This is a genomic window from Microbacterium capsulatum (assembly GCF_030865425.1).
GTDB lineage: Bacteria > Actinomycetota > Actinomycetes > Actinomycetales > Microbacteriaceae > Microbacterium > Microbacterium capsulatum.
In genome coordinates this window covers 50,907-65,145 of the sequence record NZ_JAVFCB010000008.1, presented here as the reverse complement: position 1 = coordinate 65,145, position 14,239 = coordinate 50,907, and the positions used below count along the sequence as shown (strand labels likewise).

Genomic DNA, 14,239 nt, shown 5'->3' with positions numbered 1-14,239 from the left:
CGGGTATGAGTACGGCTCCGGTGGAAGACGATGCGCTGAACCAGACCATCACGGAGGCGCGGGAGCTCCGCGACGAGTTCCAGCGATTCCTGCACGAATACGAGTTCGGGATGCGGGAGATCGAGACGAAGATCTCGATCCTGCGCGACGAGTTCGCGCACCACCACTCGTACAACCCGATCGAGCACGTGAAGAGCCGGCTGAAGACGCCGGACAGCATCGTGGAGAAGGTGGCCCGCCGCGGCATCGAGCCCGACTTCGACTCGATCCGGGAGCACATCACCGACATCGCCGGCGTCCGCGTGACCTGCAGCTTCGTCGCCGACGTGTACCGGCTGTTCGACCTGCTCACCGCGCAGGACGACATCACCGTCAGGATCGTCAAGGACTACATCGCCCGCCCGAAGGCGAACGGGTACCGCAGCCTGCACGCGATCCTCGAGGTGCCGGTGTTCCTCTCCTCCGGGCCGATCATGGTGCCCGTCGAGGTGCAGTTCCGCACGATCGCGATGGACTTCTGGGCGAGCCTCGAGCACAAGATCCACTACAAGTTCCAGGGGCAGGTGCCGGCGCACCTCGTGGACAGCCTGACCGCCGCGGCCGACGCGGCGACCGAGCTCGACGAGCGCATGGAGCAGCTGCACCGCGAGGCGCACAGCACGACGCTCACCGCGCTGCCGAAGCCCCCGATCGAGGTCTGACGCCTTCCGGTCCCTGAGCCCGTCGAAGGGACTCGCCGCGTTTCGTCTCGGTCGTCGCTGCGCTCCGTCCTCGCTCAACGACCGGGGCGGACCCGGCTCTCAGCCGAGGAACTCCCGGGCGGCGACCGTGAGGGCCTGCACGCCGACCTCGATCGTGGGGTGGATCTCGATCGCGAAGTACGGGGAGTGGTTGGTCGGGATGTCGCTGTCGACCGTTCCGTTCGCCACTGCGGCGGCATAGCGGGCCGGGTCGATCCCGCCCCAGAACCAGAACACGAGCGGAACCCCGGCGTCGCGGGCGAACCACGAGACGTCCTCGCTGCCCGTGAACAGGCCAGGGTCGACCACCATCTCGTCGCCGAACGCGGCGCGGAACGCCGCCGTGGCCCGCTCCGTCGCCGACTCGTCGTTGATCGTCGCCGGCAGCGTGTGCAGGGTCCGGATCGTGGGATCCGTCGTCGCCCCCGACGCCATCGCCTCGGCCCTGATGACCCGCTCGACGCTCGCGAGCACCTTCTCCCGGAGCGCCTCGTCGGGGTAGCGAAGGCTGAGGTCGAGGGTCGCCTCGGCGGGGATGATGTTGTTCTTCGTGCCGGCGTGGATCGCACCCACCGTCACCACGGCGAGCTCGTGCGGGTCGACCTCGCGGGAGACGACGGTCTGCAGGCGCATCACCGTCGCCGCCGCCATGACGACGGGGTCGATCGTGGCTTGCGGGCGGGACCCGTGCCCGCCGCGGCCGTGCATCACCACGTGCAGGCCGTCGGAGGCCGACATCTGCGGCCCGGGGCGCACGCCGATGATGCCCGTGGGGAAGGGGGTGACGTGCTGGCCGATCACGACGTCGGGACGGGGGAACCGGTCGAGGGCGCCGTCGTCGAGCATCGCCCGGGCGCCGGCGCCGTACTCCTCCGCGGGCTGGATGACGACGACCAGCGTGCCGGACCACTCGTCCTTCGTGCGGACCAGCTCCTCGGCGGCGCCGATCATCGCGGTCACGTGCATGTCGTGACCGCACGCGTGCATGATCCCGACCTCGTGCCCCTCGGGATCGATCCCCTTCGCCGTGCTCGCATACGGCAGTCCGGACTGCTCCACGACCGGCAGGGCGTCCATGTCGGCGCGCGCCCAGACGACCGGCCCGTCGCCGTTGCGGAGCACGCCGATGACGCCGGTCCTCCCGATCCCCTCGGTGACCTCGAGACCCAGGGCGCGCAGGTGGCCGGCGGCGATGCCGGCGGTGCGCGTCTCCTGGAACGACAGCTCGGGATGGCGGTGCAGGTCGATGAACAGCGCTTCGAGGTCGATCGTCATGCGGCCGAGCCTATCCCCGGGGGTGCCCGTGCGGGGGCCGTCCGATCATTCGTCCGGAATCCTTGCAAAACCGCGCACCGTGCGCATCCGCTCTGATTGGATGACCTGGTGCGAACGAGGGATGACGAGCGGGTGTACCGGCCCGGGGCGCTGATGTGGCTCGCCGTCGCGACCTTCTCCATGGGGATCGACGGCTACGTGCTGGCCGGGCTGCTGCCGCGGATCGCGACGGATCTGCAGGTCGATGCGGCCGCCGCGGGGCAGCTCATGAGCGTGTTCGCCGCGACCGGCGCGATCGCGGGGCCGGTGCTCGGCGCGCTCACCGGCCGTTGGGAGCGCAAGACCACGATCGTGCTCGCGCTGAGCGTCTTCGTGCTCGGCAATCTGCTCGTCGGCCTCGCCCCGACGTACTTCTGGGCGATGACCGGCCGGGTCGTCTCGGCGCTCGGCGGCGCCCTGCTGAACGCCGTGATCGGCTCGTACGTCATCGCGCGCACGCCCGAGGAGTACCGCGGCCGCGCGCTCTCGCTGGTGATGGGCGGGTTCCTCTTCGCGACCGCTCTGGGCGCCCCGGTCGGACTGGTGATCGGTCAGGCGGACTGGCGGATCCCGCTGTTCCTCGTCGTGGGCGTCGGGATCGCGGCGCTCGCCGGGATCCTCGTCAAGGTCCCGACCCTGCGCCTCCCCCCGCTGCCGCTGCGTCGAGCGCTCAGCCCGCTCACCCAGCCGGCCATCCTCGTCGTGCTGCTCGTGCCGATGGGGCTCATGTGCGCGAGCTACCTCTGCTTCACGTACGCCACGCTCATCATCGGTCCGCGCGTCGGCGTCGGGTACGCGATGATCGCGGTGCTGTTCGGCTACGGGATCGTCAGCCTGTTCGGCAACATCGTGTCCGGTCGCATGACGGACCGGCGCGGGCCGGTCGGCGTGCTCACGGTCATCGTGGCGACCGTCCTCGCGGGCGCCGTCCTCGGGTGGGCGGGCCTGCTGCTGCCGGGCATCGCCGGCGCCGTCGCCGCGATCGTCTGGTTCCTCGTGTGCGCCTTCTTCAACGGCGGATCCGGCGTGGCCGCGCAGGCACGGCTCGCCGGCATGGTGCCGGAGTCGGTCGCCGCCCTCGTGCTCGCCCTGAACAACAGCGCCATGATGCTCGGCAGTGCCCTCGGCAGCGCCCTGGGCGGTCTCGCCCTCGTCTCCGGTGCGCAGCCGGATCAGCTGCTGCTCGTGTCGGCCGCGGTCCTCGCGGTCACGCTCGCGGGGCACCTGCTCGCGGTGCGCAGCGCAGGAAGGAAGAGCCGGACCGTCGTCGAGGTCTCGCTCGAGGCGGCCTGACTGCTCTCGGTCGTTGAGCGAGCGCAGCGAGACGAAACGCGGCGCCCGTGAGATGACCGCGTTTCGTCTCGGTCGCCGGCGGCGCCCTCGCTCGACGACCGTGGATGAGCCTCAGCCCACCGTGTACCAGGCGGCGGTGTTCGGGGGCAGGGCGGTGCCGGCGAAGGGCTCGCTGTGCACGACGATCGCGGCCCCGGCCGGAAGTGCGATCGGGGTGGCGCCGAGGTTCGCCGCCACGTGCAGATCGCCCCGCCGGAACGCCACCGCCGCGTCGCCCAGCTCCTCCCAGACCAGGGATCCGGATCCGAGCCCCCGATCCTTCCGCAGCCGCACAAGCGTCTTGTAGAGCGCGAGCGTCGAGCCGGCCGCCGTCTCCTCGACGTCGCGGGCGTACTCGGCCCACTCCGCCGGCTGCGGCAGCCACGATGCGCCGGTGTCGTTGAAGCCGAACGCGGGGCCGGTCGCGGTCCACGGCAGCGGCACGCGGCAGCCGTCGCGGCCGTAGCGCGCCCCGTTCGTGCGGAACCAGGTCGGATCCTGTCGGAACTCGTCCGGGATCTCGATCGCCTCGGGAAGCCCCAGCTCCTCGCCCTGATAGATGTACGCCGATCCGGGCAGCGCCAGCATCAGCGTCGTCGCGGCGCGGCCGCGGGACAGGCCGATCGCGCGGTCGGGCTTGCCGGGGGAGTCCGGCCCGATGCCGTCGCCCTGCGGGCTGTCCACGGTGAGCGCGAGGCGGGAGGCGTGCCGGATCACGTCGTGGTTGGAGAGCACCCACGTGCTCGGCGCGCCGACGCCGCCGAACGCGTCGAGCGACTCCCGGATCACGCCGCGCAGCTTGGCCGCGTCCCACGTCGTCATCAGGTAGTTGAAGTTGAACGCCTGGTCCATCTCGTCCGGGCGCACCCAGAGCGCGGTCTTCTCCAGGGTCGGCAGCCAGGCCTCCGCGCACAGCGCGCGCTCGCCGTCGTAGTCGGCGAGGACCCTGTGCCAGTCGCGGAACACGTCGTGCACCCCGGGCTGGCCCCAGTAGGGCACGTCGTCCTCGACGCCGCCCATCGACCCGGCGTCGGCGGGCAGGGTGTAGTCGGGCAGGCCGTCCTTCTTGATCAGGCCGTGGGCGACGTCGACGCGGAAGCCGTCCACGCCGCGGTCGAGCCAGAACCGCAGCACACCGCGGAACTCCTCCCGCACGTCCTCGTTCGTCCAGTCGAAGTCGGGCTGGCTGACGTCGAAGATGTGCAGGTACCACTGGCCGGGGCGGCCGTCGGCATCCGTGACCCGGGTCCACATGCCGCCGCCGAACACGCTCTGCCAGTTGTTCGGGGGCAGCTCGCCGTTCTTCCCCTTGCCGTCGCGGAACAGGTAGCGGGCGCGCTCGGGGCTGCCCGGCGCGGCCCTCAGCGCCTCCTGGAACCAGCGGTGCTGGTCGGAGGAGTGGTTCGGCACGAGGTCGACGACGACCCGGATCCCGCGGGCGTGCGCTTGCTCGAGCATCGCGTCGAAGTCGGCGAGCGTGCCGAACAGCGGATCCACGCCGCGGTAGTCCGAGACGTCGTAGCCGGCGTCCTTCTGCGGGCTCGGCATGAACGGGCTCAGCCAGATCGCATCGACGCCGAGCTCGCTCAGCGCGTCGAGGCGGGACGTGATGCCGGGCAGGTCGCCCACGCCGTCGCCGGTCGAATCCGCGAACGAGCGGGGGTAGATCTGGTAGATGACGGCGGTCCGCCACCACTCGGAACCGGGTGCGGAACGCTGCTCGATCTCGGCCATCCGATCAGGGTACGGGATGGGCCGGTGTTCCCGGAATCCCGCGGATCGAATCGGTTCGATCCCGATCCGGATCCCGATCCGGATCCCGATCCACCGAGCCCCGTCCCCCGACGCGGCCGATCGCGGGCGCGTGGGCCGGGCGCTCAGGCCGGACGGTGCCGGACGCGGCGGGAGGTCGCCTCCGCGGCCTGCCACGGACGGCTCACCGCGAAGACGTCGTCGCCGTGCTCGCCGGCGTACAGGACGACACCGGGATAGTCCGCCAGCAGCTCGCGCAGCCGGATCCGTCCGGCCGGGTCGAGGTCGGCGTCGAGATGGTCGAGCACGAGCAGGGCGGGGCTCTCCATCAGGGCGCGCGCGAGCAGGAGCCGCGCGCGCTCCGGGACCGTGAGCGGATCGCCGCCGTGGCGCAGCACGGTCTGGTCGCCCTTGGCGAGACGGTCGACCCGCTCGCCCAGGCCCACCCGCTGCAGCGCCGCTCGTGCGTCGGCGTCGGTCGCCGCGGGGCTGCGATAGCGCACCGCGGTCAGGATCGTCAGTCTGCCGAGCAGCATGCCCTGGGCTGCGTATCCCACGATGCGGCGCAGCCGGTCGTCGCCGGCGGCGCGCAGATCCGTCCCGTCCACGAGGATCGCCTCCGTCGCCGTGGCGAGCCCGGCGAACTGCGACAGCACCTGCGCGGTGGTCGAACGGCTGCCGAAGTCCGCGACGATGCGGTCGCCGGGCGCGGCGGCGAGCCCCGGGATCGCCGTGCCGTCGGACGTGCTCCGGGGGGCGGCGAACACCCCGGCGGGGGCGGCCGAGGGCACTCCGGTCCGCCGCCGGGGGGCGTCGTCCGGTCGCCGGGGTCGCTCCGGCTCGGCGGGCAGCAGCGTCGCGGGGCCGACCATGCGCTGCGCCGCCCGGTACATCTGGCGGTACTCGACGGCGCGTCCCAGGTCGTGGACGGGCGCGACGAGGAAGCCGATCAGCGTCAGCGCGGCGGCTGTGGTCGAGGCGGGGATGGACCACAGCAGGCCGGCGCCGACCGTGAACGCGGTGATCAGCCCGGTCGTGGTGATCGTGCTGCCGCGCACCAGCCCGGAGAACCGTGCCCGGCGCACGGCCGCCTCGACCATCGCGTCCGAATACCGCCCCGCGCGCTTCAGCTCCCGTCGGATCCCCCCGCCGGAGCGGATCGACGGCGTCGCGAGCAGCATGTCCCCCAGGTGCGCGGACAGCCGGCCTCTGCTCCGGCGCAGCTCCATGGTCCGCCGGAACAGCGGTTCGGCCAGCAGGGCGAGCGCGCCCAGCAGCAGGGCCAGGGGCACGCCGATGCTGAGCAGGTAGGCGGGGTCCAGTACGACGACGATCGCACAGGTCCCCACGATCAGCGGCACGCCCACGAGCACCGGCACGATGCCGAGCGTGATCCAGTTCCGGATCGAGGTGAGGTCGTTGGACAGGCGCGTCACGGAGACTCCCAGCGAACTGGTGAGCCCCGCCGTCAGGTTGCGGCGCATCAGCCCGATCCGGATGTCGTGCACGTAGTCCTGGCTGAGCAGCTCGGACCACACCCGCACCCCGTACTGCAGCACGCCGACCAGCAGCAGCGCCGCGATGAGCAGACCGAACAGCGTCCAGACGGCCGGGGCGGGCCCGGCCGCGGCCGGTGCGCCCTTCTGGTACCGCTCCAGGGCGGTGCGGATCACGTGCGCGCCGGTGCCCGCCAGCAGCGCCTGGGCGAGGCCGCTCGCGACGAGGGCGACCAGGTACCGGCGTCGGCGGCCGCGCCACAGCGCGGGCAGCGACCCGGTCGCACCGGTGTCAGCTGGCGACGCGGACATCGGCGAGCGCCGGGAGATGCCGGACCACCTCGGCGGTGGCGATCTCCTGCACCGTGAGGACGGGGAGGCTCAGCGCGGCCCGCGCCTCGGCCGTCGCCAGCGGGGACATCGTCATCCGACCCGTCAGGAGGGCCGCGGTCCGGCCCGCCGCTTCCAGGCGGGCGACGCCGCCGACCGCGCCCATCGCGTCGCCCGAGGCGAACACGACGTGGTGCACGTGCCGCGCGAAGACGGCGTCCGCCACGAGGGCTGCCGTCTCGCGCTGGAACAGGCCGTCCGCGATCTCGACGACGACGACGTCGATCGGGTCCCCGGTCGGCAGCGGTGCGCCCGCCGCCGCGAGCATCGACGCGAACAGGTCCCGCACGGTCCCGTGGTCGAGCAGGTAGGTGGACGGGCATCCGAAATCCGTGAAGTCGAGCACGCGCGCGGCGCCCGAGTCGGTGAACTGTCCTGGGTCGCCCCCGGCGCCGGTCCCGGTGGCCTTGCATGCCGCCACGCGGTACCCGGCCGCGGAGATGCCGCGCACGAGGGCGGCCGCCGAGGTCGTCTTCCCCGAGTTCATCGACGTTCCCAGCACCGCCACCACTGCGGGCCTGCGCGGGGTGACCGGGGTCGGTGCGCCGACGTCGATGGTGAGAGGGGCGAAGTCGCCGAGGCGCAGGACGGCGCCCGCCCGCGCGAGCAGACCGACCGGTCGCAGCTGGGTGGCCTCCTTGATCGCGCTGTGCCGCGACAGGGCGCGCGATGCGATCCCTCCGGCCGCGACGAGGTGCGCCGGCCCCAGGTCGGCCGGCACCTCGGCCTCGAACTGGTCGGGCGCGTAGCGGTTGCCGTAGGCGACGAGGACCTCGTCGCCGACATGCAACAGGGACTTGCGGCCGCCGGGCAGCTCGATGCCGGTGTGATGGCCGATCTTCGTGACGGCCGCCAGGACGATGTCGCCCGGTCGCGGCGCCACCGCGTCGCCGCGGACGAGGGTGTAGCCGTCGGCGTCCCGTGCCAGCTCCTGCGCGAGGAACCGGGTGGTGTACGCGGGCTTCGCCGCACGCAGGCGCTGCGCGCTGATCTCCTCGTGCGCTCCGGCGGGGTGTGCGAACGATGCGGCGTCGCTGTCCGCAGTCGGGGTGGGGAGGGAGGTGAGAGGCATCGGCGTCCTTGGAGGGAGGGCAGGATCTCCTGGCGGAGCACGGTCTCTTCTCGCCAGGTACCGGAAGCGGCATCTCAGTATGGTGGGCGGCGGACCGGCGTTTCTGGACGGAAATGCTGATATTTCTAAGTGTTCACCGAGAGCAGGCTGTGACTGGGCTGAGCGAAGTCTTAGCGCGGGATAACGTTCAGCGGGGGTTCGCCGGCCAGCATGCGGTCGATCTGGGTGCGGATCAGAGCGGCGATGCGGGGGTGCATCGCGGCCGAGGCGCCGCCGATGTGCGGGGTGAACAGCACGCCGGGCATCGTCCAGAGGGGGTGCCCCTCGGGGAGCGGCTCCGGATCCATGACGTCGAGCGCGGCGCGGATCCGCCCGCCCTCCGCCACCAGCGCCTCGGTGTCGACCACGGTGCCGCGGCCGACGTTCACGAGCAGAGCGTCGTCGGGCATGCGGGCGAGCATCGCGGCGTCGAAGAGCCGGTGCGTCTCGGATCCGCCCGGCAGGGAGACGATCACGATCTCCGCCTCGGGCAGCAGCGCGGGCAGGGCCGAGAGCGGGTGCACGGCGATCTCGCCGACGCCCTCCACGGTCTCGGTGCGGGCGCTCTGCGCGACGGCCGTGATGGACGCCTCGAAGCCGCCCAGCCGCCGGGCGATCCCGCGGCCCACGCCGCCGAGGCCGACGAGCAGCACGCGGCGGTCAGCGACGCACGAGGTGAAGCCGCGGTCCCAGACGCCGGCGTCCTGCGCACGCACGAACCGCGGCAGCTCGCGCTGTGCGGCGATCACGAGCCCCACGGCGAGCTCGGCGGTCCCGGTCTCGTGCACGCTCGCGGCGTTCGCGAACGGGATCCCGGCGGGCACCCGGTCGATGATCGTCTCGTACCCGATCATCTGCCCCTGCACGAGGCCGACGCTGATGTTCGCGAGCGACGACAGGTGCTGCCGGCCGAGGTACGAGGGGACGACGATGTCGATGCGCTCCGCCGGGGGCGGGGTCGCCATGTCCCAGACCTGCACGTGCACGCCCTCGGGCAGCGGCAGCAGGTCGGCGGCGAGTTCGGCGGTGGGGACGGTGACGAGGAGGCTCACTCCTCGAGAGTAGGGCGCGAGGAGGCTCCGCGGCAGATCAGGATTGACAGATCTGCGTTCTGTATACAGAATACGAAGTGCGTTTCTCCCGAACCCGATCGAGCCCTTCCAACGACGAAAGAGGTGGCGACATGTCTCGCTCCCACACCCGCATCACGCGCTCCCTCGCGCTCGCTGCGGCCGGCGCCCTCACCCTCGGCCTCGCGGCATGCAGCGGCGGAGGAGGTGCAGCAGCAGCTGACGGCAAGGCCACCGTGGTCTGGTCGACCTGGGGCAGCGCCGACGAGCTCAAGCGCTATCAGGACTTCGACAAGGAGTTCATGAAGAAGCACCCGAACATCACGGTCAAGCTGCAGCCCGTCGCCGGATACGACGACTACCACTCGAAGCTCCTCGCGCAGCTGACCAGCAACACGGCTCCGGATGTGTTCTACGTCGGCGACGACAAGATCGGCCAGTTCGTCGACTCCGGTCGCCTGATGTCGATGAAGCCGCTGATGGAGAGCTCGGCGAGCAAGACCAAGCCGAGCGACTTCTACCCCGGCCTGTTCGGCGCCGCGCAGAAGGGCGACGACCTCTTCGCCGCTCCGAACGACTCCAACCCCGACGTGTTCTGGTACGACAAGCAGGCCCTCAAGGCCGCGGGAATCACCGATGACCCGGCCACGCTCGCCAAGGAAGGCAAGTGGACGACGGCGACCTTCCTCGACATGAACAAGAAGCTCAAGGACGCCGGCCTCATCGGCAGCATGTACTGGAACTACTGGTCGACGCACTGGAGCTGGCTGAACGCTCAGGGCGTCAAGGCTCCGTACGACGGCAAGGGCGACTTCACCGCGGGCCAGGACCCCGCCGCCGAGAAGGCGGTCGCCCAGCTCGGCTCCCTGTTCCAGGACGGCACGTTCGTGGCGGCGGACAACATGCCCAAGGGAGCGGGATCCGACAGCGTCTTCGTCGCCCACAAGGCCGGCTTCTACGTCCAGGGCCGCTACACCATCGCGACCATCGAGGCCGCGGGCGACAAGCAGGACTACGACATCGCGCCGTGGCCGACCGCCAGCGGCAAGGCCGCGCCGACCGGTGTCGCGACCTCGTACCTCGCCATCAACGCCCGCACCAAGGTGAAGGACGCCGCGTTCACGTTCTGGACCGAGTTCCTCTCCGCCGAGGGGCAGACGTTCCGCCTGCAGGGCGCGGGCAACGCCGTGCCGTCGATCAAGGGCGCCGACAAGGTCGTCCTCGAGGGTGACTACCCCGCGCACGCGCAGACCTTCCTCGACATGCGCGACGTCGGCTTCGAGGACTACGCGCCCGAGGCCCGCGTGCCCGGTGTGTCGACCGGCATCAGCGACGAGTTCATGAAGCTCTACCAGGGCAAGCAGGACGCCAAGGCCACGCTCGCCGCGACGGCCAAACTGGTCAAGAACGGCGCGAACTGACCGTGAGCGCGCCGAGCATCGAAGCGCGGGTGCCGTCGTCCTCGACGGCGCCCGCGCTGCGGAAGGAAGCCGCATGGCGGCGGAGGGACCGACGGTGGGGCTACCTCTTCGTGGGCCCGCAGCTGATCGGCATGGGGCTGTTCGTGCTCCTGCCGTTCACCGCCAGCCTCGTCCTCGCGTTCGCGAAGTGGGACGGGCTCGGCGCGCTCACCTGGGTCGGACTGGACAACTTCGGCAAGGAGGTGTCCGATCCGCTGTTCGGCCGGGCGATCCTCAACACTCTCCTGATCGCCCTCATCACAGTGCCCATCGGGCTCGGGCTGGCGGTGGTCATCGCCGTCGCCCTCGAGCGGCTGAAGACCCGCACCCTCTACCTCGTGCTCTTCTTCGCCCCCGTCGTGACCTCGACCGTCGCGGTGGCGATGATCTGGCAGCAGATCTTCCGCGGCGACGGGATGCTCTCGGCCGCGATCTCGAAGACCTTCGGGATCGCGCCTCCGGACTGGCTGCAGGATCCGCGCCTCGCGCTGATCGCCGTGTGCATCGTCACGATCTGGTCGTCGCTCGGACTGAACGTCGTGATCTTCCTCGCCGGTCTGCAGAACATCTCGCCCGCGGTCATCGAGGCCGCGCGGATCGACGGCGCCGGCGCCTGGCGGCTCTTCACCGCGATCCGCCTGCCGCTGCTGTCGCCGATCGTGTTCTTCTCCTCGGTGATCGCCTTCATCTCGTCCCTGCAGACGTTCGACACGGTGTACGTGCTCGTCGCCAAGGGCGGGCCGGACAACGCCACCCGCACGATCGTGTACCACATCTACGAGCTCGGCATGCGGGACTTCAAGTTCGGCCTCTCCAGTGCCGCGAGCATCATCCTGCTCCTGCTGACGCTCGTCATCACGGCGATCCAGTTCGCCGCTCAGAAGAAGTTCGTGCACTACGAGGACGATCCCGCATGAGCATCGAGACTCCCAGCATCACCCGGGGCGACATCGCGCCCGCCACCAGCTCCACCGTCGCGCTCGTCGCGCCCGGCCGGCGCTTCCGCCCGAGGCCCGCGGGGCGCGCGCGCCGCAGCGCCGGCACCGTGCTGCTGCACACCGTGCTGATCCTCGCCGGCATCGGGATGGTCTTCCCCTTCATCTGGATGCTGCTGACGTCGCTCAAGACGCTCCCGCAGCTGCTGAAGGATCCGCTCTCGCTGCTGCCGAGCCCCGCGACGCTCGACAACTACGTCAAGGCCTGGCAGGCGGTCCCGTTCGCGCAGGCGTATCTGAACAGCGCCTACATCACGGTGCTCGTCGTCGTCGGCACCCTGATCACCGCCTCGATGGCGGGCTACGCGTTCGCGCGGATCCGGTTCCGCGGATCCCGGGTGCTGTTCATCGTCTTCCTCGCGACCCAGATGATCCCGGCGCAGGTGACGCTGATCCCGTTCTATCTGCTGATGACGCAGATCGGATGGGTGGACTCCCACCTCGCGCTGATCGTCCCCGGCATGATCGCGAACCCGTTCGCGGTGTTCCTCATGCGTCAGTTCGTGCTCGCCCTGCCGAAGGAGCTGGAGGAGGCCGCGCTGGTCGACGGCGCGGGCCGGTGGCGGATCTTCTGGAGCGTCATCCTGCCGAACCTGACTCCCGGCCTCGCCGCGCTCGCCATCATCACGGCGATCGGCGTGTGGAACTCGTTCCTCTTCCCGCTCGTGCTGCTGAACACCCCTGATCTGTTCACCGTGCCGCTGCTGCTCACGGCGTTCCAGGGGCAGTTCGGATCCGTCAACTACGGGCTCGTGATGGCCGCCTCGGCGATCTCGACCGTGCCGATGCTCATCGTCTTCGTGATCGGGCAGCGGCGGATCCTGAACAGCATGGCCGCGTCCGGGCTCGGGGGGCGCTGACGTGAGCATCGCACCGATGGCGACCGCCACCGACCTCGCCGAGGCCGCGGGCCGCCACCTGGACCTCGCGACGGCGCCGTTCACGATGCCGCGCTCGCGTCTGCTCGTCTTCCGCGAGGGGGAGGGCGTGCGCGTGCACACCTCCGAGTACGAGCGGGGGCTGGCAGAGTGCCGCGTGCTGGACGAGGTGGTCCTGCACGATGCGGAGGGCCGGGTGCTCCCGATCCTCGACGTGCAGCCGCACCGCGTGTCGTTCGGCGCCGTGACGCTGACGTTCGACGGGCTCGGCACGCTGAGTCTGGGCGGGGATCCGGCGGCGACCGTTTCGCTGCGGCGCCCGGACGGATCCGTGGCCGTGCACACGATCGGCGCCGGCCTGCGCATCGACGTCGCTCCGGACCGCACCGCCACGGTGTCCGGGCGGCACGAGGGCACGCACGCCGCCGCGGAGGCCGCCCTGCGCGAGCTCTGGGCGGACTGGTTCGCGAAGTGCCCGCGCGTGCGCGCCGATCTGCAGGACATGGCCGCGTTCTGCTGGTGGGTGCTCGGCGCGAACATCGTCGAGCTGCCCGCGCTCGCAGGCGCGCGGGCGATCGTCCCGTCGAAGATCGGCTACGTCGGGCTCTGGCAGTGGGACGCGTACTTCATCGCCGTCGGCCTGCGCCACGGCGACCCGGCGCTCGCCCGGGAGCAGCTCGAGCTCGCCTTCCGGTTCCCGCGCGAGAACGGGCAGCTGCCCGACGTCGTGCACGAGCGCGGCGTCCTCGCGACGAGCGACGACCTGCCCGAGTCCGACCGGGCGAACCTGCGCCGCGCCGGATCCCAGGTCGCGGATCCGTCCGCCCCTGTCCCGCTGACCAAGCCCCCGCTCGCCGCCTGGGCGCTGCGCAAGGTGCTCGAGGTCGAGGACGCGCCGGAGTGGGCCGCCGAGCAGCTGCGGCGCGTGATCCGTTCGCAGGACTGGTGGTTCGCCGGGCCCGAGCAGGGCGGATCCGACCTCGACCGCGACGGCATGCCCGAGTACGGGCACCCGTACTCTTCGGGCCTCGACGACAGCCCGGTCTTCGACGGGCCGATCCCGACCGCCGCCCCCGACCTCGCCGCGTACCTCGTGCAGCAGGACCGGGAGATCGCCGCGCTGGCGCACCGCTACCTGCCCGGGTACGACACCGCTCCGCATCGCGCGCGCGCCGAACGCACCGCCGCGCTCCTGCTCGAGCAGCTCTGGGATCCGGACGCCCGCCGATTCCTCGCCCGCGGCGCGGGGGAGCGCATCTGGAGCGACACGGTGCTCGGCCTCATGCCGCTGCGCACCGGAACACTGCCCGCGGATGTCGCCGACGCCCTCCTCGACGCTCTCGACGATCCGGAGCGGTACGCGCTGGAGTGGGGGCTGCCCACGGTCGCAGCCTCGGATCCCGACTTCTCCGCCGAGAGGATGTGGCGCGGACCGATCTGGATCAACACGAGCGCGCTGATCGCCGAGGGGCTGGACAGCTCCGGATGGCCCGAGCGCGCGACCGCGCTGCGCGAGCGGACCGTCCGCCTCGTGATCCACGGCGGCGGCCCGCACGAGTACTTCAACCCGCGGACGGGCCTGAAGGCGCCGCGCGCCACGACGGCGTTCGGCTGGTCCGCCGCGCTGTTCATCGACCTGGCGGTCACACTCAGCGCCTGAACGTCCTTGCCCCCTCTGATCGCCGGAGCCCCCTCGCAGAT

The 14,239-nt window shown here is 71.3% G+C and carries 11 protein-coding genes; 6 read left to right on the top strand and 5 right to left on the bottom strand.

The window, feature by feature from the left end; genetic code table 11:
• Positions 1-5: 5 nt before the first annotated feature.
• Complete coding sequence (locus tag RBR11_RS13900; protein WP_308489963.1) at positions 6-701, top strand: GTP pyrophosphokinase; 696 nt, start codon at positions 6-8, stop codon at positions 699-701.
• Between the two features lie 99 nt (positions 702-800).
• On the opposite strand, the gene RBR11_RS13895 is transcribed toward RBR11_RS13900, so the two are convergent.
• Positions 801-2,015 (bottom strand): amidohydrolase, encoded by a 1,215-nt coding sequence (locus tag RBR11_RS13895; RefSeq protein ID WP_308489962.1) that lies wholly within the window; start codon positions 2,013-2,015, stop codon positions 801-803.
• Positions 2,016-2,123: 108 nt separating this feature from the next.
• Here RBR11_RS13895 and RBR11_RS13890 point away from each other — a divergent pair, with 108 nt between their 5' ends.
• Entirely contained in the window at positions 2,124-3,347 is a 1,224-nt protein-coding gene (locus RBR11_RS13890; RefSeq protein ID WP_308489961.1) for an MFS transporter, read from the top strand.
• Between the two features lie 111 nt (positions 3,348-3,458).
• Here RBR11_RS13890 and RBR11_RS13885 read toward each other — a convergent pair whose 3' ends face one another.
• The 4 genes from RBR11_RS13885 to RBR11_RS13870 all read right to left on the bottom strand — a co-directional run bounded on the left by RBR11_RS13885 (position 3,459) and on the right by RBR11_RS13870 (position 9,187).
• Entirely contained in the window at positions 3,459-5,120 is a 1,662-nt protein-coding gene (locus RBR11_RS13885) for a glycoside hydrolase family 13 protein (protein ID WP_308489960.1), read from the bottom strand.
• A 143-nt stretch (positions 5,121-5,263) separates the two neighbouring features.
• Positions 5,264-6,946 carry an ABC transporter ATP-binding protein gene (locus tag RBR11_RS13880; protein WP_308489959.1) on the bottom strand — a complete coding sequence of 561 codons (1,683 nt, stop codon included), beginning with the start codon at positions 6,944-6,946 and terminating at the stop codon, positions 5,264-5,266.
• Positions 6,927-8,096, bottom strand: coding sequence for a P-loop NTPase family protein (locus RBR11_RS13875; protein WP_308489958.1), 1,170 nt, complete (start codon positions 8,094-8,096; stop codon positions 6,927-6,929). Before RBR11_RS13875 ends, RBR11_RS13880 begins: the two co-directional genes overlap by 20 nt.
• 170 nt (positions 8,097-8,266) lie before the next feature.
• A complete protein-coding gene (locus tag RBR11_RS13870; protein WP_308489957.1) occupies positions 8,267-9,187 on the bottom strand; it encodes an NAD(P)-dependent oxidoreductase in 921 nt (306 codons plus the stop codon).
• Between the two features lie 131 nt (positions 9,188-9,318).
• Here RBR11_RS13870 and RBR11_RS13865 point away from each other — a divergent pair, with 131 nt between their 5' ends.
• The 4 genes from RBR11_RS13865 to RBR11_RS13850 are packed head-to-tail and all read left to right on the top strand — an operon-like array spanning position 9,319 to position 14,198.
• Positions 9,319-10,626 carry an ABC transporter substrate-binding protein gene (locus RBR11_RS13865; protein WP_308489956.1) on the top strand — a complete coding sequence of 436 codons (1,308 nt, stop codon included), beginning with the start codon at positions 9,319-9,321 and terminating at the stop codon, positions 10,624-10,626.
• 2 nt (positions 10,627-10,628) lie between these two features.
• The gene (locus RBR11_RS13860; protein WP_308489955.1) at positions 10,629-11,582 is read left to right on the top strand and encodes a carbohydrate ABC transporter permease; all 954 of its coding nucleotides are present in this window, start codon (positions 10,629-10,631) and stop codon (positions 11,580-11,582) included.
• Complete coding sequence (locus tag RBR11_RS13855) at positions 11,579-12,520, top strand: carbohydrate ABC transporter permease (protein ID WP_308489954.1); 942 nt, start codon at positions 11,579-11,581, stop codon at positions 12,518-12,520. The genes RBR11_RS13860 and RBR11_RS13855 overlap by 4 nt, the downstream gene beginning before the upstream one ends.
• A gap of 16 nt (positions 12,521-12,536) precedes the next feature.
• The gene (locus tag RBR11_RS13850) at positions 12,537-14,198 is read left to right on the top strand and encodes an amylo-alpha-1,6-glucosidase (protein ID WP_308489953.1); all 1,662 of its coding nucleotides are present in this window, start codon (positions 12,537-12,539) and stop codon (positions 14,196-14,198) included.
• Positions 14,199-14,239: the final 41 nt, after the last annotated feature.

Bases quoted from the DNA above. Each gene is read 5' to 3' on its own strand.
- RBR11_RS13900 (WP_308489963.1), top strand. From the start codon at position 6: ATGAGTACGGCTCCGGTGGAAGACGATGCGCTGAACCAGACCATCACG.
- RBR11_RS13895 (WP_308489962.1), bottom strand. From the start codon at position 2,015: ATGACGATCGACCTCGAAGCGCTGTTCATCGACCTGCACCGCCATCCC.
- RBR11_RS13885 (WP_308489960.1), bottom strand. From the start codon at position 5,120: ATGGCCGAGATCGAGCAGCGTTCCGCACCCGGTTCCGAGTGGTGGCGG.
- RBR11_RS13880 (WP_308489959.1), bottom strand. From the start codon at position 6,946: ATGTCCGCGTCGCCAGCTGACACCGGTGCGACCGGGTCGCTGCCCGCG.
- RBR11_RS13875 (WP_308489958.1), bottom strand. From the start codon at position 8,096: ATGCCTCTCACCTCCCTCCCCACCCCGACTGCGGACAGCGACGCCGCA.
- RBR11_RS13865 (WP_308489956.1), top strand. From the start codon at position 9,319: ATGTCTCGCTCCCACACCCGCATCACGCGCTCCCTCGCGCTCGCTGCG.
- RBR11_RS13855 (WP_308489954.1), top strand. From the start codon at position 11,579: ATGAGCATCGAGACTCCCAGCATCACCCGGGGCGACATCGCGCCCGCC.
- RBR11_RS13850 (WP_308489953.1), top strand. From the start codon at position 12,537: ATGGCGACCGCCACCGACCTCGCCGAGGCCGCGGGCCGCCACCTGGAC.